Below are 16,938 nucleotides of genomic sequence, written 5' to 3'. Positions count from 1 at the left end.
TCGTGGCAGGGCTCTCACGCTACGCCCACCGGCCGCATATTGAGACCCGCATATCGCATGATGGACAGGCGCCCTCCGGAAACCCGTTTGCCCCCCGGCCCTGATCCCCCGCAGAATCCCCACCATGGGCCACCTGGAAGCAGCGCATCTGGAGTACCACCTCCCCGACGGGAGGACCCTCCTGGGCGATGTCTCCTTCCGGGTCGGGGAGGGCGCGGTCGTCGCCCTGGTGGGCCCCAACGGCGCGGGCAAGACGACCCTGCTCCGCCTCCTGGCCGGCGAGCTGAAGCCGCACGGCGGCTCCGTCACCGTCAGCGGCGGCCTCGGCGTCATGCGCCAGTTCATCGGCTCCGTACGGGACGGGACGACCGTGCGCGACCTGCTCGTCTCGGTGGCCGCACCCCGCATCCGGGACGCGGCGCGGGCCGTCGACCGGGCCGAGCACGCCATCATGACGGTCGACGACGAGGCGGCCCAGCTGCGCTACGCGCAGGCCCTCGCCGACTGGGCCGAGGCCCGCGGCTACGAGGCGGAGACGCTGTGGGACATGTGCACCACGGCCGCGCTGGGCGTCCCGTACGAGAAGGCGCAGTGGCGCCAGGTCCGCACCCTCTCCGGGGGCGAACAGAAACGCCTGGTCCTGGAGGCGCTGCTGCGCGGCACGGACCAGGTCCTCCTCCTCGACGAGCCCGACAACTACCTCGACGTGCCCGGCAAACGCTGGCTGGAGGAGCGGCTCGCGGAGACCCGCAAGACCGTCCTGTTCGTCTCCCACGACCGTGAACTCCTCGCCCGCACCGCCGGGCGCATCGTCTCCCTCGAACCGAGCCCCGCCGGCGCCGACGCCTGGGTGCACGGCGGCGGCTTCGCCACGTACCACCAGGCGCGCCGGGAACGCTTCGCCCGCTTCGAGGAGCTGCGCCGCCGCTGGGACGAGAAGCACGCCCAGCTCAAGAAGCTCGTGCTGACCCTGCGCCAGGCCGCCGAGAACAGCGCCGACCTGGCCTCCCGCTACCGGGCCGCGCAGACCAGACTGCGCAAGTTCGAGGAGGCGGGGCCCCCGCCGGAGCCGCCGCGCGAGCAGAACATCACCATGCGCCTCAAGGGCGGCCGCACGGGCGTCCGCGCGGTCACCTGCGAGGGGCTGGAGCTCACCGGCCTGATGAAGCCGTTCGACCTGGAGGTGTTCTACGGCGAGCGGATCGCCGTGCTCGGCTCCAACGGCTCCGGCAAGTCGCACTTCCTGCGCCTGCTCGCCGGGGACGACGTGGCGCACACCGGCCGGTGGCGCCTCGGCGCCCGCGTCGTCCCCGGACACTTCGCCCAGACGCACGCCCACCCCGAGCTGGAGGGCCGCACCCTCCTGGACATCCTGTGGAAGGAGCACGCCCAGGACCGGGGCGCCGCCATGTCACGGCTGCGCCGCTACGAGCTCACCGGCCAGGCGGAGCAGACCTTCGAGCGGCTCTCCGGCGGCCAGCAGGCCCGCTTCCAGATCCTGCTGCTCGAACTCCAGGGCGTCACGGCCCTGCTGCTCGACGAGCCCACCGACAACCTCGACCTGGAGTCGGCGGAGGCCCTCCAGGAGGGCCTGGAGGCCTTCGAGGGCACGGTCCTGGCCGTGACCCACGACCGCTGGTTCGCCCGCGCCTTCGACCGCTACCTGGTCTTCGCCTCGGACGGCCAGGTCAAAGAGACCCCGGAACCGGTCTGGGACGAACGCCGGGTGGTGCGACCTCGCTGAGGGGGAACCCCGGCGGCACTACCAGCGAAGCACCGCCCCCAGGCCCCCGACCGGCGCGTCCTCCACCCCCGCCCCGGCCACTGCCACGGCCTCCGCGTCCGCGGCGACCACCGCCCGCAGCAAGGCGTCATCCGCCCGGGCGGACCAGGAGTTCTGCTCACCGAGCACCTTCAGGTCCGTCCGCCGTACCGCCACCGCGTCCGGATCCTCACCGACCCACACCTCCCGGTGCGCGTCCGGCCCGTCCGGCCGGATCAGCAACGCGTCGATCCGGTGCTCCCGCGCCGCCTCGACCAGCGCCGGCACCCCCTCCACGGCCCCCGACCGCTCCTCGTCGCCGGAGGACCCCCGCGCGGCCAGGAACCGCTCCAGTTCGTCGGCGGCCCGCTCCTGGACGTGCTCCTCGCGGATCTGCTCCACGTCCTCGTCCAGCAGCCCGCTGCCCGCACCGCGCGAGGCCTCGACCACCATGCCCTGCAACCGCTGGGGCAGCCGCTCGCGCACCGCTCGCTGCTCCCGGTCGTCACCGACGAGGATCAGCAGGTCGGCGCCGGTCTCCTCCTGGCAGACGGCGAGCGCGTCGGCGATCTCCGCGGCGTTGTGCTCCCAGGTGTTCTCCACCCGCAGCTGGAAATGCCGTTCCGACCAGTCGACGGATCCCCTCCGGTGCAGCGGCCACTGGCGTCCGGTGACGCCGCCGGCGTCGTCCCGGCCGAGCGCGCTGCGCAGCTCGAAGTCCGCGCCCCTGCGGTCCACGTGGGCGACGATGCACACCGGGTCCTCACCCGCCAGCTCCAGCAGCGGCGTCACTCGCGGCAGCGGCGCCCACTCCGCCCAGTCGCGCCCCGGGGAGCGGGCCAGCGGCGGGTCGAGCACCACCTCGCCGTCCCGGGCGAAGAAGGCGCGGCCGTGCGGTTCGGCGGAGTGCCGCAGTTCCTCGAGCGCGTGCCGCACCGCCCGGCAGGTCGCCTCGTCCGCGCCCTGTCCCGCGAGCTCCCGCGCCATCGCGCGGGCCGTCAGCTCCCGCTCCTGAGGGGTGTGCTCGGTGTGCCGGGAGGTGTCGACGTATACGGAGGCCCAGGGGCCGGGACGTTCGTAGAGTGGATGCAGGAATGCGAGTTCCATGGCTCCCTCCCGGGTGCGCTTCGGAGTAGTGCCCGTGCCGCCGGGCGGGTACCCGGGCCGCATGAACGCACACGACGAGCGGGGCACCACGATGACCGGAGTCGAGCCGGAGCGCCTGGACGACCAGCAGCTGATGAAGGAACTGGAGAACATCCACCGCACGCGTCACGACACGCTGCTGTACGGCTCCAACGGGGCGCTGCGGACGCACAACGAGCGAATGGCGGCGCTGGAGGGCGAGTACCTGCGCCGCAACCCGCGGCGCACGGTGGCCGCGGGCCGTACCCGTGAGGGAGCCCGCGAGCGCACCGCCGCGGACGCCACCACCCCCACCACCACAGGAACCTGACCCCCGCCCGTGCCAAGCGCCGAGCGCCGAGCGGCACGGGACACGCGGCCGGGGCCCGCGCGTACGCGAGCCCCGGTGCCGTCCTGCGTGGTGTGCCGGCTGTGGTGTGCCGCCCCATTAGGCGCTCTCGGCCTCGAACACCTCCAGGAACGTCTCGGAGAACGCCTTCAGGTCGTCCGGCTTGCGACTGGTGACCAGCTTGTTCGGCCCGTGGTCGCACACCTTCACCTGCTCGTCGACCCAGGTGGCGCCCGCGTTGCGGAGGTCGGTGCGCAGGCTGGGCCAGCTCGTCAGCACCCGGCCGCGGACGACGTCCGCCTCCACGAGCGTCCAGGGCGCGTGGCAGATCGCGGCGACCGGCCGGCCCTGCTCGAAGAAGTCCCGCACGAACGACACCGCCTTGTCGTCCATGCGCAGGAAGTCCGGGTTGGCCACCCCGCCCGGCAGCACCAGCCCGCCGAAGGAGTCCGCCGACGTCTCGCCGACGACCTCCTGCACCGGGAAGGTGTCCGCCTTGTCGAGGTGGTCGAACGCCTGGATCCTGCCGGGCCGCGTGGACACCAGGACGGGCTCGTGGCCGGCGTCCGCGGCGGCCTGCCACGGCTCGGTCAGCTCCACCTGTTCGACACCTTCGGGTGCGGTCAGAAATGCGATGCGCATGATGGTCCTACGTCCCTTCGTCGGCTTTCGGCTGTTCCTGTACGGCCACCCCGCTCGTGTCCGGCTCGGCGCGGCTGATGTCGGCCAGCGCGGATCCGGGATCCCGCGCCTCGGCCAGATCGCCGAGGCTCACCAGCCCGACGGGCAGGCCGCCCTCGACGACGGGTACCCGGCGGATGGCGTGCTCCCGCATCAGGGCGACGGCCGCGGACACCGGATCGTCCGGGGCGAGCGTCAGCGGGTCCGGGGTGCACACCGAGCCCACGCTCACCCCCATGGGGTCCGCGCCGTCGGCGACCGTCCGTACGGCGATGTCGCGGTCGGTGAGCACACCGACGACCTCCTGGCCGTCGGCCACCACCACGTCACCGATGTTCTGGGCGCGCATCAACTGCGCCGCCTCGACGACCGAGGCGTCCGGGCGCACGGCGACCACGCCCGCGGTCATCACGTCCTTGACGAATGCGGCCATGACCTCAGCCCTCCGTCCGGTCACGCGGTCTCCGCCTCCCGGGTCCGGGTCAGCGCCTCGGCCACTTCCTGCACGTTGCCGTAGCGCGCCTGGCGCGGCAGCCGCTCCAGCGCCTCGATGAGGGCGTCGGGGGCGTGCCGCCGGTCGAGGGCGCGCATCAGCTCGCGCGGACCTGCGGGAAACACCCCGCGGCTCAGGGTCCTGGCCAGTTCCAGCCGCACCGCCTCCATGGACGTGGGGCCGCGGCCGGGTGTCACGGGGCCGTAGGTGACCTCGGGGTCGTCGTCGGCGAACGGCTCCGGGTCGTTCCACTCCTCGGTGCGGGTGGGGTGCCCGGACCTCAGCAGGCCCTGCAGTTCGTGCTTCATCTCGTCGTCACGGTGGACGCTGAGCCGGTCACTGCCTCGCTGCATGTCTCCCTCCAGATGCTTCGGGGGTGGCCCCCGCGTACCCGAGGAGCGCAGGGCGACACAGGCTTCGGGCGGTGGATCGCGGCGGCCCGGGTTTGGCCCCCGGGAGGCGGGTGACCCGGAGGACACGCCCCCCACGCGCCTCCTGGAAAGGACCGGCCATGGCGGTGCTCGCCCTGTTGATCCCACCCCTCATGCTCGGTGTGATCCTGATGCTCGGCCGCTATGAGGACCTCCTGCTGCCACCCGTCCGGCCCGAGGAGGAGCCGGCGGAGACCCCTCTCGAGGGTTTGGGCCGGTGAAGGGTGGGCAGGTGGACAGGCAGTGCTTCGGACAGCAGGCACGTCCGTGGCAGCGGCACGATGTCGCTCCGGGTGCCTGTATCCGATCAGTGCGCTCGCCGCGGTGACCGTCCATCCCCGAGCACCCCATTGAGGGAGTTGCGACGCACCATGCCGACCCGAGCGACCGCGAAGCACCATCCGCACGACGACGCCCCCGACACGGCCGACGCCTTCCGCAGGCTCGCCGCGCTGCCCGACGGCCCCGAGCGCGACGCGCTGCGGGACGAGATCGTCGAGGCCTGGCTGCCCATGGCGGACCGCCTCGCCGGACGCTTCCGCAGCCGCGGCGAGAACTTCGACGACCTCCGTCAGGTGGCCGCACTGGGTCTGGTCAAGGCCGTGGACCGGTACGAGCCCGACCTGGGCAACGCGTTCGAGAGCTACGCGGTGCCGACCATCACCGGTGAGATCAAGCGGCACTTCCGCGACCACATGTGGACCCTGCACGTACCGCGCCGGGTCCAGGAACTGCGCAACCGCGTCCGGTACGCCTCCCAGGACCTCTCCCAGACCATCCCCGGCCGCCGGCCGACCGTCCCGGAGATCGCCGAAAGTGCCCACCTCAGCGAGGAGGACGTCCGGACCGGCCAGGACGCGCTGGACAGCTACAGCGCGCTGTCCCTCGACGCGGAGCTGCCCGGCAGCGACGACGGCTACTCGCTGGGCGACGCGCTCGGAGCGGCCGACCCGGCGCTGGACACGGTGGTCGACCGCGAGGCCGTAAAGGACGGGCTCGCCGCGCTGCCGGAGCGGGAGCGGGCCATCCTCTACATGCGCTTCTTCGACGACATGACGCAGAGCGGTATCGCGGAGGAGCTCGGCATCTCGCAGATGCACGTGTCCCGCCTGATCAGCCGCTCCTGCGGCCGCGTACGCGACCAGGTGCTGCGCGACACGGAGGCATAGCTGCCCGCGTGGGCCGCGGGCAGTCGTGCCGCTGGGGCGGCACGGGTGGGCGCGGGCGGCACCCCGTAAGCGCCGGGCTGCGCGAACACCCCCGGCCGCACGCACTGCCGTCACCCGCGTGGGTGGGCCCGTGACGCCAATCGCGTCCGGCCGCAGGCGAACCGGCGGCGGGCGGGCTGTGATGGCGGAGGGGCAATCGAGCAGCCCGCCCGCCCCGGCCGTCGTCTCAAGGAGCCCGCACCATGCGTCGCACCGCCCGTGCCCTGTCCCTCGCCGCCGTCACCGGCACCGCCCTCGGCGCGCTCATACCGGCCGCGTACGCGGGAACGGCCCCCGTCAGCGGCCCGTCGTGGGGCACCGCCTCCCACTCGCCGTGTCCCGAAACCGGGGGACACGCCTGGGAGGGATACACCTCTGGCGCCGAACCGGACGCCGCCCTCCCCGAGGACACCACCCTGGACGAACTCGTTCCGGACGCCCTCCCCGAGGAGGACGCCGGGATTCCCGCCCCGGCGGGCCCCGAGGCGTACGCGTCGAAGTCCCCCGGGCCCACGACCGCCCCGCCCAAGCCGGTCGAACCCAAGCCGAGCCCGGTGGAGCCCAGGCCCACCGGGTCCGGGAGCACCCCCTGCGCCCCCACCCCCTCCTCGGCGCCCCCCGCCCACCACGGCGTCCACGCCGGCGGGGGCGGGGCCTTCACCGACTCCGTGCCCGCGCTGGCCGCCGGCGGTCTGCTCATCGCGGGCGCGTTCGGTGCCGCCGCGCACCGGCTCTACCGGGACCGCACGGACCGTGCGGACGCCTGACATCCGTGCCCTCCACCCGGCCGGCGCCCATGGCACGGGGCACGCTGGGTACTGGCGGGCCGAGAGGCGGCACGAGCGGACGCCGGGGCACCCGGCGCCGCCGGGAACGGTGCGGAGGTAGCGATGCTGCGGACGGATCCGGAAGGCCACGGCCCCGTCCGCTTCGGGCCGCCCGACCCCGAGGACGGGCTCCCCGTGCTGCCCGAGCTGTCCGCCGTACTGGCCGCGGCGGCCTCCCGGGCCGGCGCCGAGCCGGTCGGCGGCGGCCCCGCCCTGCTGGAGGCCGCCTGCGGCTACGGCGACCGGCGCGGACTCCCCTCCGCCGTCGACCGGGTGGCCGTCGCCCCCGGTGCCCCCGCCCTGCTGGTGGCGCTGACCGCCGCCCTCGGCGGCGACGTGCTGGTGCCCAGGCCCTGCGCCGCGTGGTGGTCGCCCTATGCCCGGCTGCTGGGCCGGCCCGTCTTCCACGTGCCGACCCCGGCCGAGAGCGGCGGCGTACCCGATCCGTACGCGCTGCTGGAGACCGTGCGCCGGCTGCGGGACGAGGGCGGCGACCCGCGCCTGCTGGTGCTCTCCGTCGCCGACGACCCGACCGCCACCGTCGCCCCGCCCGAGCAGCTGCACGAGACCGTGGAGGCGGCCGTGGCCGAGGGGCTGCACCTGGTCAGCGACGAGACCTGGCGCGACACCCTGCACGACCCGCACGGCACCGTGCTGCTCAGCCCCGCCGAGATGTGGCCGGACCGGGTCACCGTCGTCACCGACCTGGTCGGCGCCCTGCTCCCGCCCGGCTGGCCCGCGGCGGTGGCCCGCTTCCCGGCCGGCGAGGAGGGCGACGCGCTGCACGCGCGCGTGCTCGACGTGCTCACCGCGCTGGACGCGCGCGTCGCCGCCCCCGTGGCCGCCGCCGCGGTGTACGCGCTGTCGGAGCCCGAGCCGGTCACTGCGCGCGTGGCCGCCGCCGTACGTCTGCACGCGGGCCTCGCCGCCGCCGCGCACCACGCGGTCGTCGCCGCCGGCGCCCTGTCCCGGCCCCCGAGCTGCGGCCGGCACCTGTACGTCGACCTGACGCCGCTCGCGCCCGCGCTCACCGCGTACGGTGTCGGCGACGCCCAGGAACTGGAGGACTTCCTCACCGCCCGGCTGGGCATGCCCGCGCCGGGCGGGCACCGCTTCGGCGACGAACTCGAGGCACCGCGCGTGCGGCTGTCCACCGCCCCCATGCTGGGCGCCACCCCGGAAGAGCGCGCGGAGTGCCTGCGCTCTCCCGCTCCCCTGGAACTGCCGCAGGTGCGACGCGCGTTGGATCATGTGACATCGGTCTTCGACGATCTCCGTGACGACGCTCGGCGATGGGAGTCCCCTCGATGACGCAGCGGCCCGAGTCGACCAGACGAACGACCACGACCACAGCCACGGACGCCCCGGCACCGGATTCCGGCACCCCCTCCTCCGCGCCCCCGTACCCCCCGCCGGCCGCGCCCCGCCCGCTCGCCGAGCGCCGGATGTGGCCGCGCGCCTTCCACGACCGGCTGACCGCCCCGCTGCCCGGCCTGAAGGCGTTCGCCCGCTTCGCCCGCGAGGGCGCCGTACGCCCCACCCCCGAGGGCCTCGCCGACATCCCCCGGCTGCCGTACGACCCCGGCCCGCTGCCCCGAGTGGACGCCCGCACCATCGCGGTCACCTGGGTGGGACACGCCAGCTGGGTGCTGCGGATCGGCGGGCTGACCGTGCTCACCGACCCGGTGTGGTCCCGCCGCATCCTGGGCACCCCGGCGCGCATCACGCCCGCCGGTGTCGCCTGGGAGGCCCTGCCGCGCGTGGACGCGGTCGTCATCAGCCACAACCACTACGACCACCTCGACGCCCCCACCCTGCACCGGCTCCCGCGCGACACCCCGGTGTTCGTGCCCGCCGGGCTCGCCCGCTGGTTCCACGGCCGCCGGTTCACCCGGGTCACCGAGCTCGACTGGTGGGAGGCCGCCGAGCTGAACGGCGTACGGTTCGACTTCGTCCCGGCCCACCACTGGTCCAAGCGCACCCTCACCGACACCTGCCGCTCCCTGTGGGGCGGCTGGGTGCTCACCGACCGCGAGGGCCGCCGCGTCCACTTCGCCGGGGACACCGGCTACGGCCACTGGTTCTCCCGCATCGGCCGCCGCTACCCCGGCATCGACCTCGCCCTGCTGCCCATCGGCGCCTACGATCCCCGCTGGTGGCTGGCCGACGTCCACTGCGACCCGGAGGAGGCGGTCCGCGCCGCCCAGGACCTCGGGGCGCGCCGCATGGCCCCGATGCACTGGGGCACGTTCATCCTCTCCGCGGAGCCGGTCCTGGAGCCCCTGGTCCGGGTCCGCGCCGCCTGGGAGAAGGCCGGGCTGCCCCGCGAGGACCTGTGGGACCTGCCGGTGGGCGCCTCCCGGGTCCTGGGATGACCGCCGGCAGGCCTCATCCCGCGGCCGTCCCCCGCATCCGCCGCCACAGGCTCGGTGCCACGCTGATCAGCACGGTCAGCACGACCGCCGCCAGCACACCCTCCCACGGCTCGGCGAACAGCGACCCGCCGAGGATGCCGATCAGCTGGTACGTCACCGCCCAGGCCAGACAGGCGGGCAGATTGCCGCGGACGAACCGGCGCACCGGCCAATCGGCCAGCAGACAGGCCAGCATCACCGGCAGCCGCCCCGCCGGCACCAGCCGGGACAGCACCAGCACGGCCACCCCGTGGCCGGCGAGCTTCTCCTGCGCCTGGCGCAGCCGGTCCTCCGGGGCGCGCTGCCGGATCGCCTCCAGCCAGCGCGAGCCGTTCCTCGACGTCATCCCGCGCCGGCCCAGCCAGTACAGGGCCACGTCCCCGAGGAACGCGGCCAGCGACGCGGTCACGAAGACCAGCGCCATGGAGAACGGCGCCGTCTGGTGGAAGGCGACCACGGCCGCCGAGCTGACCAGCGCGCCCGTCGGTACCACCGGCACCAGCGCGCCGATCAGCACCAGCAGGAACAGCGAGGGATACCCGATCGCCTGCTGTGTGGACTCCGGCGCCACGACCGGCAGGAACGCCGACGAGGCGGTCGAGGGCGCCGACGCACCGGCCGCCTGGCTCAGGGCGGCGGGAAGGATCACCGCGCGACCTCCAGGCGCACGCTCTCCCCGTGCCCGAGCCGGTGCACGGCCGCGCCGGGGGCGTGCCGGGCCGCCAGCCGCTCGAACTCGTGACCCGGCGCGTGGAATTCGTGCGGGCGCACCGCGTCCATCCCGATCGGCCAGTACGTGCCGTAGTGCACCGGCACCGCGCTGGGCGCCCCGAGCCGGGCCAGCGCCTCGGCCGCGCGCCCCGCGTCCAGGTGCTCCGCCCCGAGGTACGGGCCCCAGCCGCCGACCGGCAGCAGCGCCACGTCGACCGGCCCGACCTCCTCGGCCATCTCCTCGAACAGGCCGGTGTCCCCGGCGAAGTACGTCCGCGCCTCACCCTCCAGCACATAGCCGAGGGCGGGGGAGCGGCGCCGCCCGACGGGCAGCCGGCGCCCGTCGTGCCGCGCCGGCACGACCCGCACGACCAGCCGGCCCACCTTGAGCGCGTCACCGGGCGCCACCTCGCTCACCGCGAGATGCGTGAGCCGGCGCAGCCCCGGCACAGCGCGGCCCGCGCCCCGGGGCACGAACAGGCGTGTGCCCGGCGCGAGCCGGGCCAGCGACGCCACATGCAGATGATCGGCGTGCAGATGGGAGACCAGGACCACGTCGGCGTGGCGGGCCTCGGCGGGCGGCACCGCGCCGCGCCGGCGCCGCAGATGGGCCAGCCGGCGGGCGAACAGGGGGTCGGTGAGCACCCGTGCGTGCGAGTCCTCGACCGTGCAGGTGGCGTGACCCCACCACGTGACCTCCACCGGCACCCCCATGCCTCCTTCGTGCGACTCCCCGAAGCCTACGTGCAGGAGTAGGGTCTGCGGCGAAACCGGAGGTGAGGGGGGACGCCATGGGGCGGGCGCGGGTGACGGCGATCGCGAGTCTGACGCCGCTGGAGGAACTGGACCGCGATCCCTTCCTGGTGGACTCCCGCGGCCAGCACGCCATGTGCGCCCGCTGGGCCGCCGAGCAGGGCTACGTGGTGGCCCGCGAACTGCTCGTGCGCGGGCTGCGCCCCGACCACTGCCTGCTGTGGGAGGGCGTACGGCCCGGCACCGATCTGTTCGTGGCCCCCAGCCTGCGGGTGCTGGAGCGTGCGCTGTCCTCCGTGGAGGAGTTCACCGCCGAGTGCGCGCGGCGCGGGGTGCGCGTGGAGACGGTGGGCCGCGCGGAGCCGTCGTACGACGCGGCGATGAAGGCGCGGGTGCACCGCAGACTGTCGATGCCGACCGCCGGCTACGACGGCCGCTGAGCCGCCCGGCCGCGCGGCCGGGGGACAAAACGCCTGCTCCGGCCGTTGTGACAGGGTGGATCGGGTCGGACGAGGTGGCACGGGTCCAACCGGCAGGAACGTGAGGTGTACGGGGCGTGGGTGGCGGGCGTTGGCGACGGGTCGCCAGTCAGATCGGGCGGAGTGTCGCCGTGTGGGTGGTCTCCACCCTCACGATGCTGGTGCTCGCCGGGATCCTGCCGGACTTCCGGCTGCGCTCGGCCGACGGCGACAGCGCCACCGACATCGCGGTCACGGCCGCCCTCGGCGCCGGCGCGTTCGGCCTGCTGTCCGCGCTGGTCTGGCCGCTGCTGGTGCGGCTGTTGCTGCTGGTGCCGGCGCTCGTCCTCGGCCTGCTGGTGTTCTTCCTCAACGGCGCCCTGCTCTGGGTGGCCCTCTACCTCAATCCCGTCGAGCGGGGCGCCGCCGCGCCGGAGACCGCGGTGGTGGTCGCCGCGGTCATGTCCGCGGTCGCCTCCGCCACCGGTGCCGCCCTCGCCGTCCGCGACGACGACGCCTACCGCCGCCGCCTGTACCGTCTCGCCGACCGCCGCCGGGGCTCCGACCGCCGCCGCGGCTCCGCCCCGCCCCCCACCACGCCCGGCACCGTCTTCCTCCAGCTCGACGGCGTCGGCCACGACATCCTGCTGGCCGCCGTCGACAAGGGGCTGATGCCCACCGTCGCCCGCTGGCTCGGCACCGGCACCGCCGGCGACCGGCCCAGCCACCGCCTCACCCCCTGGCGCACCGACTGGTCCAGCCAGACCGGCGCCAGCCAGCTCGGCATCCTCCACGGCAGCAACTACGACGTGCCCGCCTTCCGCTGGTACGAGAAGGCCCGCCGCGAGGTCATGGTCTGCAACCGGCCCACCAGCGCCGCCGAACTGCAGGCCCGCGCCATCGAGTACTCCGGCCACGCGGGACTGCTGTCCCACGACGGCGCCAGCCGCGGCAACCTGTTCAGCGGCGGCGCCGACGAACAGGCCCTGGTGCTGTCCATCGCCACCCGCCGTCGCGGCCCGGCCGCCCGCTCCCGCGCGGGCTACTTCGCCTACTTCTCCGACCCCGCCAACGCCGTGCGCACCGCGCTGTCCTTCGTCGCCGAGGTGGGCCGGGAGATCGGCCAGTCCACCCGGGCCCGGGTGCGCGGGCAGCGTCCGCGCGTCTCGCGCGGCGGGCTCTACCCGTTCGTCCGCGCCTTCGCGACCGTCGTCGAACGGGACGTGGTGGTGGCCGCCGTGATGGGCGACCTGCTGGCCGGACGCACCGCGGTCTACGCGGACCTGGTGGCCTACGACGAGGTCGCCCACCACTCCGGACCCGCGAGCCGGGACGCCGAGAAGGTCCTCCAGCGCCTCGACCGCGCCCTCGCCCTGATCGAGAAGGTCGCCGAGCACGCCCCCCGTCCGTACCGGATCGTGGTCCTCTCCGACCACGGGCAGAGCCCCGGCGAAACCTTCCGCTCCCGCTACGGCCTCACCCTCGGCGACCTGGTACGGGCCGGCTGCGGGCTGCCCGTGCCGCGCCGCGCCCGGCGCACCCACAGCGGCGCGGAGGCCCGCGCGGCCGTCCGGGCGGCGCTGCGCCGGCCCGTCGAGGAGGGCGCCGAGCACTACCGGCCCACCCGGGCCTCCGAACCCGTCGTGCTCGCCTCCGGCAACCTGGGCCTGATCTCCTTCCCCGACGTGCCGCACCGGATGAGCAAGGAGGAGATCGACGCCCGCCACCCCGCGCTGCTGCCGACGCTGGCCAACCACCCCGGCATCGGCTTCCTCCTGGTGCGCAGCGAACGCCACGGCGGGGTGGTGCTCGGCGCGTACGGCGCGGAGATCCCGCTGGAGGAGCTGGACGACAACCCCGGCCCCCTGGCGGCCTTCGGGCCCGGCGCCGCGGATGTCGTACGGCGTACCCACACCTTCCCGCACACCGCCGACATCATGGTCAACTCCTTCCACGACCCCGCGGACGGCGAGGTGCTCGCCTTCGAGGAGCAGATCGGCTCCCACGGCGGCCTCGGCGGCGCCCAGTCCCGCGCCTTCCTGCTGTCCCCCCTCGCCCTGTCCGCACCGGTCGCCGACGGCACGGAACTCGCCGGCGCCGAGCGGATCCACCGGGTACTGCGCCGCTGGCTCACGGAGTCCGGCGAGGCGGAGTCGGCCGCGGCCCCGGACAACAGGCGCGCGGCCTGAGCGGACCGTTGAGCCGCGGGCCGTCCTCGGGGACGATGGCACGGTGAACCAGGCCGCCGCGTACACGCTGCGCGAACTCCGTGCCCTGGACCCGGCGGTGCGCGCGGACGTGCTGTGCGTGCTGGACCGCGTCGCCCGGGACCTCCCCGTCCACTGGAGCCGCCGCGCGGGCATACCCCAGCTCATGGTGTTCCTCGACGGCGACGGCGACGGCGGCGCCCGGACGGAGCGAACCGGCCTGCGGGAGCTGGCCCGGCACGGGTACCTCGACGAGTTCCACCGATGGGTCGGCGGGGTCCCGGCGGAGAAGGCGCGGGAGCACGGTTGCGCCGCCCTGGTGTACGGCGACCGCATCCACGCGAGGATCAACCAGTTCGGTCCCTTCGGCTCGGCCCGCTTCGCGCCGGACACCCGCGCCCATGTCCGCGTCGCGCACCGGGACCTCCGCCTGGGGACGTCCTTCTCGTTCCCCTTCGACACCGAGGACCGGGTCTTTCCTCGGCTCGTCCTCCACGACTGGGTGTCCGAGATCCTCGACCGGGCCCGGAGGGAGTGACCGCGCGAAAACGCGTTGCCGCGCTCCCGCCGCGCGCAGTTCACTGGTGCTCCCCGAACTCTCAGGAGTCACTGCGTGCAGGCAGCCGTCACCGTCACCCCCGCCCGCGTCCCGGAGCTGCTGCTCGGTCTGGCGACCGTGCGGCCGGTGTTCCTCTGGGGAGCGCCGGGCATCGGAAAGTCCTCCCTGGTCAGGGAGTTCGCCGAGTCGCTGGGGCTGGAGTGCGTGAGCCTGCTGGGCACCCAGCTCGCTCCCGAGGACCTCATCGGCGTCCCGCAGATCCGCGACGGCCGCTCGGTGTTCTGCCCGCCGGAGGCGATCGCCCGGGACGAGCCCTACTGCCTCTTCCTGGACGAGCTCAACGCGGCCACCCCGGACGTGCAGAAGGCGTTCTACTCGCTGATCCTGGACCGCCGGATCGGCGACTACGAGCTGCCCAAGGGCTCCATCGTGATCGGCGCCGGCAACCGCGCCACCGACAACGCGCTCGCCCGCCCCATCGCCTCCGCGCTGGTCAACCGCCTCACCCACGTCCATCTGGAGGCGTCCGCGAAGGACTGGCTGGTGTGGGCCGCGAACAACGGCATCCACCCGTGGATCACCGACCACCTCACCGACCGCCCCGACCACCTGTGGTCCAAGCCGCCCAAGACCGAGGAGCCGTTCTCCACGCCCCGGTCCTGGCACATGCTCTCCGACGCGCTGCACTCCTTCGGCCGTGACCTCGACGAGGACACCCTGAAGGTGCTCGCGCACGGCACCCTCACCCCCGCGCACGCCACCGCCTTCTGCGGCTACGTCAAGATCGTGCGCAGCCGCTTCGGCATCGACGCCGTCATCAAGGGCGAGGCCCGCTGGCCGCACCGTCTGGAGGACCGCGACCTGCTCTACTACCTGGCCGAGTCGTTCCGCGGACGCCTCGTCAAGGAACTGCCCGCGACCAAGGAGCACATGTCGGCGAACGGCCGGCAGACCGCGTACCGCGCCAAGTCGCTGCTGGTGCAGCTCGCCGAGATCTCCGTCGAGGTCGCCCAGACGGTCATCGCCTCCGACAGCGACGGCAACCCGGTCCTGCCCTCCTGGTTCCTCGTCGAGGCGGCCCGCGACATGCCCCGGCTGGTCGAGGCGCGCCGGTGAGCCGCGGCCGGACGAAGGGGCCGAAGAAGAAGCGGGACCTCGCCCAGGAGGCGTTCGAGGCGGGACTGCGGCTGGTGCGGGCCAACCCCGCCCTCGCGGCCGTCGGGTTCGAGGTGTGCCGCCGGGAGGACTGCGCGCTGGCGCCGCGCGAGGGACTGGTCCGGGTCGACTCCGAGGCCGTCCTGCACGCCCACCCGGACCGCATGGCCGACCCGGACGCCTGGGCGTGGGCCCTGGCGCACGCGGTCCTCCACCTCGGCTTCGGCCATGTCCCGGCCGCCCAGGGCACGCGCGAGCAGCCGGACCGCTGCGAGCTGGCCGCCCGCTGCGTGGTCGTCAACCGCTTCCTGCTCGGTTTCCCCGTCGGCCGGACGCCCGAGCACCTGCCCGCCGCCTACCCCGACGGCGACGAGGAGCGGCTCGCCGCGCGCTGGCGCCGGGACGGCGTACCGGCCGTGTACGAGCGCTGCGGCACCGCGGGCGGCGAGGCGGACCTGTACCTCCAGGAGTGGTACGGCTGGTACGGCAGCCCGCCCGACCACCAGCTGGCCTTCGCCACCGCCCTCACCCGCACCGTGTCCGCCGCGATGGACATGGCGGGCGGCCGCCGCGACAGCCTGGACGGCAAGCCCCTCCCGAGGCGCCCCTGGGAGCGGGCGCTCGGCTGGTTCGTCTCGTCCTACCCGCTGCTCGGCGGCATCGCCTCCGGCATCACCCTCGTCGCCGACGCCGAGCTGGCCCGCGCGCACGGCATCTCCGTCGCCGCCGTCAACGCCGGGGCCGGCGAGATCTACGTCAACCCGCTGCGCCGCCTCGACGAGGAGGAGTGGCGGTTCGTCCTCGCCCACGAGATGCTGCACGCCGCCCTGCGCCACGGCGACCGCTGCGGCGGACGCGACCCGTACCTGTTCAACGTCGCCTGCGACTTCGTCATCAACGGCTGGCTGGAGGAGATGCAGGTCGGCACCATGCCCGAGGGCCTGCTGCACGACGGACAGCTCGCCGGGCTGTCCGCCGAGGAGGTCTACGACCGCATCGCCGCGGACCTGCGCCGCCTGCGCCGCTTCTCCACCCTGCGGGGCAAAGGGCTCGGCGACATCCTGGGCGGCCCGCTGGGGCCCGTCGGCGCGCCCGGCGACTGCGTCGACCTGGACGGCTTCTACCGCCGCGGCCTCGCCCAGGGCCTCGACCTGCACGACCGGCAGGGGCGCGGCTTCCTGCCCGGCGGTCTGGTCGAGGAGATCCGCGCCCTCAGCCATCCGCCGGTGCCCTGGGACGCCCGCCTGGCCCGCTGGTTCGACGAGTTCGTGCCGCGCCCGGAGCCGGTCCGCTCCTACGCGCGGCCCTCCCGGCGCCAGGCGTCCACCCCCGGCATCCCCCGCGCGGGACGCCACTTCCCGCCCGAGGAGGTCACCCGCTGCACCTTCGGGGTCGTGCTGGACACCTCCGGTTCCATGAACCGGGTGCTGCTCGGCAAGGCGCTGGGCGCCATCGCCTCCTACGCCGAGGCCCGGGACGTACCCGCCGCGCGCGTGGTGTTCTGCGACGCGGCCCCGCACGACGCCGGCTATGTGCCGGTCACCGAGATCGCCGGGAGGGTGCGGGTGCACGGGCGGGGCGGCACGGTGCTGCAGCCCGGCATCGACCTGCTCCAGCGCGCCGACGACTTCCCGCCCGCCGCGCCGGTCCTCGTCATCACCGACGGATGGTGCGACGTGCTGCGGGTGCGCCGCGAGCACGCGTATCTGATCCCGCAGGGCGCGCGGCTGCCGTTCACCGCGAGAGGGCCCGTCTTCCGGGTGAGTTGAGCCGTGATGTGATCGGATGGGGGAGGGCACCCGTCC

18 protein-coding genes are annotated in these 16,938 nt (G+C 74.5%); 12 read left to right on the top strand and 6 right to left on the bottom strand.

Going from position 1 to position 16,938, the window contains the following annotated elements; all coding sequences use genetic code 11:
- Positions 1–124 precede the first annotated feature (124 nt).
- On the top strand, positions 125–1,744 hold the full coding sequence (locus tag AC5L3C_RS05765; RefSeq protein WP_493647353.1) for an ABC-F family ATP-binding cassette domain-containing protein: 1,620 nt from the start codon (positions 125–127) through the stop codon (positions 1,742–1,744).
- A gap of 18 nt (positions 1,745–1,762) precedes the next feature.
- Here the strand turns inward: AC5L3C_RS05765 and AC5L3C_RS05760 are convergent, their stop codons facing one another.
- Positions 1,763–2,869 carry a baeRF2 domain-containing protein gene (locus AC5L3C_RS05760; RefSeq protein ID WP_493647351.1) on the bottom strand — a complete coding sequence of 369 codons (1,107 nt, stop codon included), beginning with the start codon at positions 2,867–2,869 and terminating at the stop codon, positions 1,763–1,765.
- Between the two features lie 61 nt (positions 2,870–2,930).
- Here AC5L3C_RS05760 and AC5L3C_RS05755 point away from each other — a divergent pair, with 61 nt between their 5' ends.
- Entirely contained in the window at positions 2,931–3,218 is a 288-nt protein-coding gene (locus tag AC5L3C_RS05755) for a DUF6158 family protein (protein WP_125502897.1), read from the top strand.
- A 117-nt stretch (positions 3,219–3,335) separates the two neighbouring features.
- On the opposite strand, the gene AC5L3C_RS05750 is transcribed toward AC5L3C_RS05755, so the two are convergent.
- Genes AC5L3C_RS05750 through AC5L3C_RS05740 form a run of 3 tightly spaced genes read right to left on the bottom strand, consistent with a single transcriptional unit; the run spans position 3,336 to position 4,763 of the window.
- The gene (locus AC5L3C_RS05750) at positions 3,336–3,878 is read right to left on the bottom strand and encodes a type 1 glutamine amidotransferase domain-containing protein (RefSeq protein ID WP_493647349.1); all 543 of its coding nucleotides are present in this window, start codon (positions 3,876–3,878) and stop codon (positions 3,336–3,338) included.
- Positions 3,879–3,885: 7 nt separating this feature from the next.
- On the bottom strand, positions 3,886–4,350 hold the full coding sequence (locus AC5L3C_RS05745; RefSeq protein ID WP_493647347.1) for a CBS domain-containing protein: 465 nt from the start codon (positions 4,348–4,350) through the stop codon (positions 3,886–3,888).
- Positions 4,351–4,370: 20 nt separating this feature from the next.
- A complete protein-coding gene (locus AC5L3C_RS05740; RefSeq protein ID WP_493647345.1) occupies positions 4,371–4,763 on the bottom strand; it encodes a DUF2795 domain-containing protein in 393 nt (130 codons plus the stop codon).
- Between the two features lie 158 nt (positions 4,764–4,921).
- On the opposite strand from AC5L3C_RS05740, the gene AC5L3C_RS05735 reads away from it, so the two are divergent.
- From AC5L3C_RS05735 to AC5L3C_RS05715, 5 genes are all read left to right on the top strand, one after another.
- The gene (locus AC5L3C_RS05735) at positions 4,922–5,062 is read left to right on the top strand and encodes a hypothetical protein (RefSeq protein ID WP_493647343.1); all 141 of its coding nucleotides are present in this window, start codon (positions 4,922–4,924) and stop codon (positions 5,060–5,062) included.
- Positions 5,063–5,212: 150 nt separating this feature from the next.
- Positions 5,213–6,010 (top strand): RNA polymerase sigma factor SigF, encoded by a 798-nt coding sequence (locus AC5L3C_RS05730; protein WP_493647341.1) that lies wholly within the window; start codon positions 5,213–5,215, stop codon positions 6,008–6,010.
- 242 nt (positions 6,011–6,252) lie between these two features.
- On the top strand, positions 6,253–6,816 hold the full coding sequence (locus tag AC5L3C_RS05725; protein ID WP_493647339.1) for a hypothetical protein: 564 nt from the start codon (positions 6,253–6,255) through the stop codon (positions 6,814–6,816).
- Positions 6,817–6,939: 123 nt separating this feature from the next.
- The gene (locus tag AC5L3C_RS05720; RefSeq protein WP_493647337.1) at positions 6,940–8,187 is read left to right on the top strand and encodes an aminotransferase class I/II-fold pyridoxal phosphate-dependent enzyme; all 1,248 of its coding nucleotides are present in this window, start codon (positions 6,940–6,942) and stop codon (positions 8,185–8,187) included.
- Entirely contained in the window at positions 8,184–9,251 is a 1,068-nt protein-coding gene (locus AC5L3C_RS05715; protein ID WP_493647336.1) for an MBL fold metallo-hydrolase, read from the top strand. Before AC5L3C_RS05720 ends, AC5L3C_RS05715 begins: the two co-directional genes overlap by 4 nt.
- A 13-nt stretch (positions 9,252–9,264) precedes the next feature.
- On the opposite strand, the gene AC5L3C_RS05710 is transcribed toward AC5L3C_RS05715, so the two are convergent.
- Both AC5L3C_RS05710 and AC5L3C_RS05705 read right to left on the bottom strand, forming a co-directional pair.
- Positions 9,265–9,870 carry a DedA family protein gene (locus tag AC5L3C_RS05710; RefSeq protein WP_493653747.1) on the bottom strand — a complete coding sequence of 202 codons (606 nt, stop codon included), beginning with the start codon at positions 9,868–9,870 and terminating at the stop codon, positions 9,265–9,267.
- A 65-nt stretch (positions 9,871–9,935) separates the two neighbouring features.
- Positions 9,936–10,709, bottom strand: coding sequence for an MBL fold metallo-hydrolase (locus AC5L3C_RS05705; protein WP_493653745.1), 774 nt, complete (start codon positions 10,707–10,709; stop codon positions 9,936–9,938).
- An 83-nt stretch (positions 10,710–10,792) separates the two neighbouring features.
- On the opposite strand from AC5L3C_RS05705, the gene AC5L3C_RS05700 reads away from it, so the two are divergent.
- The 5 genes from AC5L3C_RS05700 (at position 10,793) to AC5L3C_RS05680 (ending at position 16,902) form a co-directional block, all read left to right on the top strand.
- Complete coding sequence (locus AC5L3C_RS05700) at positions 10,793–11,194, top strand: hypothetical protein (RefSeq protein ID WP_493647334.1); 402 nt, start codon at positions 10,793–10,795, stop codon at positions 11,192–11,194.
- Between the two features lie 116 nt (positions 11,195–11,310).
- Positions 11,311–13,401: a phage holin family protein gene (locus tag AC5L3C_RS05695; RefSeq protein WP_493647332.1), complete on the top strand. Its 2,091-nt coding sequence runs from the start codon at positions 11,311–11,313 to the stop codon at positions 13,399–13,401.
- Positions 13,402–13,444: 43 nt separating this feature from the next.
- Positions 13,445–13,957 carry a hypothetical protein gene (locus tag AC5L3C_RS05690; RefSeq protein ID WP_493647331.1) on the top strand — a complete coding sequence of 171 codons (513 nt, stop codon included), beginning with the start codon at positions 13,445–13,447 and terminating at the stop codon, positions 13,955–13,957.
- A gap of 75 nt (positions 13,958–14,032) precedes the next feature.
- Positions 14,033–15,094, top strand: coding sequence for an ATP-binding protein (locus tag AC5L3C_RS05685; RefSeq protein WP_125502877.1), 1,062 nt, complete (start codon positions 14,033–14,035; stop codon positions 15,092–15,094).
- Positions 15,091–16,902, top strand: coding sequence for a vWA domain-containing protein (locus AC5L3C_RS05680; RefSeq protein ID WP_493647328.1), 1,812 nt, complete (start codon positions 15,091–15,093; stop codon positions 16,900–16,902). The genes AC5L3C_RS05685 and AC5L3C_RS05680 overlap by 4 nt, the downstream gene beginning before the upstream one ends.
- Positions 16,903–16,938: the final 36 nt, after the last annotated feature.

The organism is Streptomyces speibonae, assembly GCF_984686075.1.
This window is presented reverse-complemented; position numbering and strand designations above follow the sequence as displayed.

Coding starts and splice junctions, on each gene's coding strand:
- AC5L3C_RS05750 (WP_493647349.1), bottom strand. CDS start 3,878: ATGCGCATCGCATTTCTGACCGCACCCGAAGGTGTCGAACAGGTGGAG.
- AC5L3C_RS05730 (WP_493647341.1), top strand. CDS start 5,213: ATGCCGACCCGAGCGACCGCGAAGCACCATCCGCACGACGACGCCCCC.
- AC5L3C_RS05735 (WP_493647343.1), top strand. CDS start 4,922: ATGGCGGTGCTCGCCCTGTTGATCCCACCCCTCATGCTCGGTGTGATC.
- AC5L3C_RS05740 (WP_493647345.1), bottom strand. CDS start 4,763: ATGCAGCGAGGCAGTGACCGGCTCAGCGTCCACCGTGACGACGAGATG.
- AC5L3C_RS05745 (WP_493647347.1), bottom strand. CDS start 4,350: ATGGCCGCATTCGTCAAGGACGTGATGACCGCGGGCGTGGTCGCCGTG.
- AC5L3C_RS05725 (WP_493647339.1), top strand. CDS start 6,253: ATGCGTCGCACCGCCCGTGCCCTGTCCCTCGCCGCCGTCACCGGCACC.
- AC5L3C_RS05760 (WP_493647351.1), bottom strand. CDS start 2,869: ATGGAACTCGCATTCCTGCATCCACTCTACGAACGTCCCGGCCCCTGG.
- AC5L3C_RS05700 (WP_493647334.1), top strand. CDS start 10,793: ATGGGGCGGGCGCGGGTGACGGCGATCGCGAGTCTGACGCCGCTGGAG.
- AC5L3C_RS05715 (WP_493647336.1), top strand. CDS start 8,184: ATGACGCAGCGGCCCGAGTCGACCAGACGAACGACCACGACCACAGCC.
- AC5L3C_RS05755 (WP_125502897.1), top strand. CDS start 2,931: ATGAACGCACACGACGAGCGGGGCACCACGATGACCGGAGTCGAGCCG.
- AC5L3C_RS05720 (WP_493647337.1), top strand. CDS start 6,940: ATGCTGCGGACGGATCCGGAAGGCCACGGCCCCGTCCGCTTCGGGCCG.
- AC5L3C_RS05765 (WP_493647353.1), top strand. CDS start 125: ATGGGCCACCTGGAAGCAGCGCATCTGGAGTACCACCTCCCCGACGGG.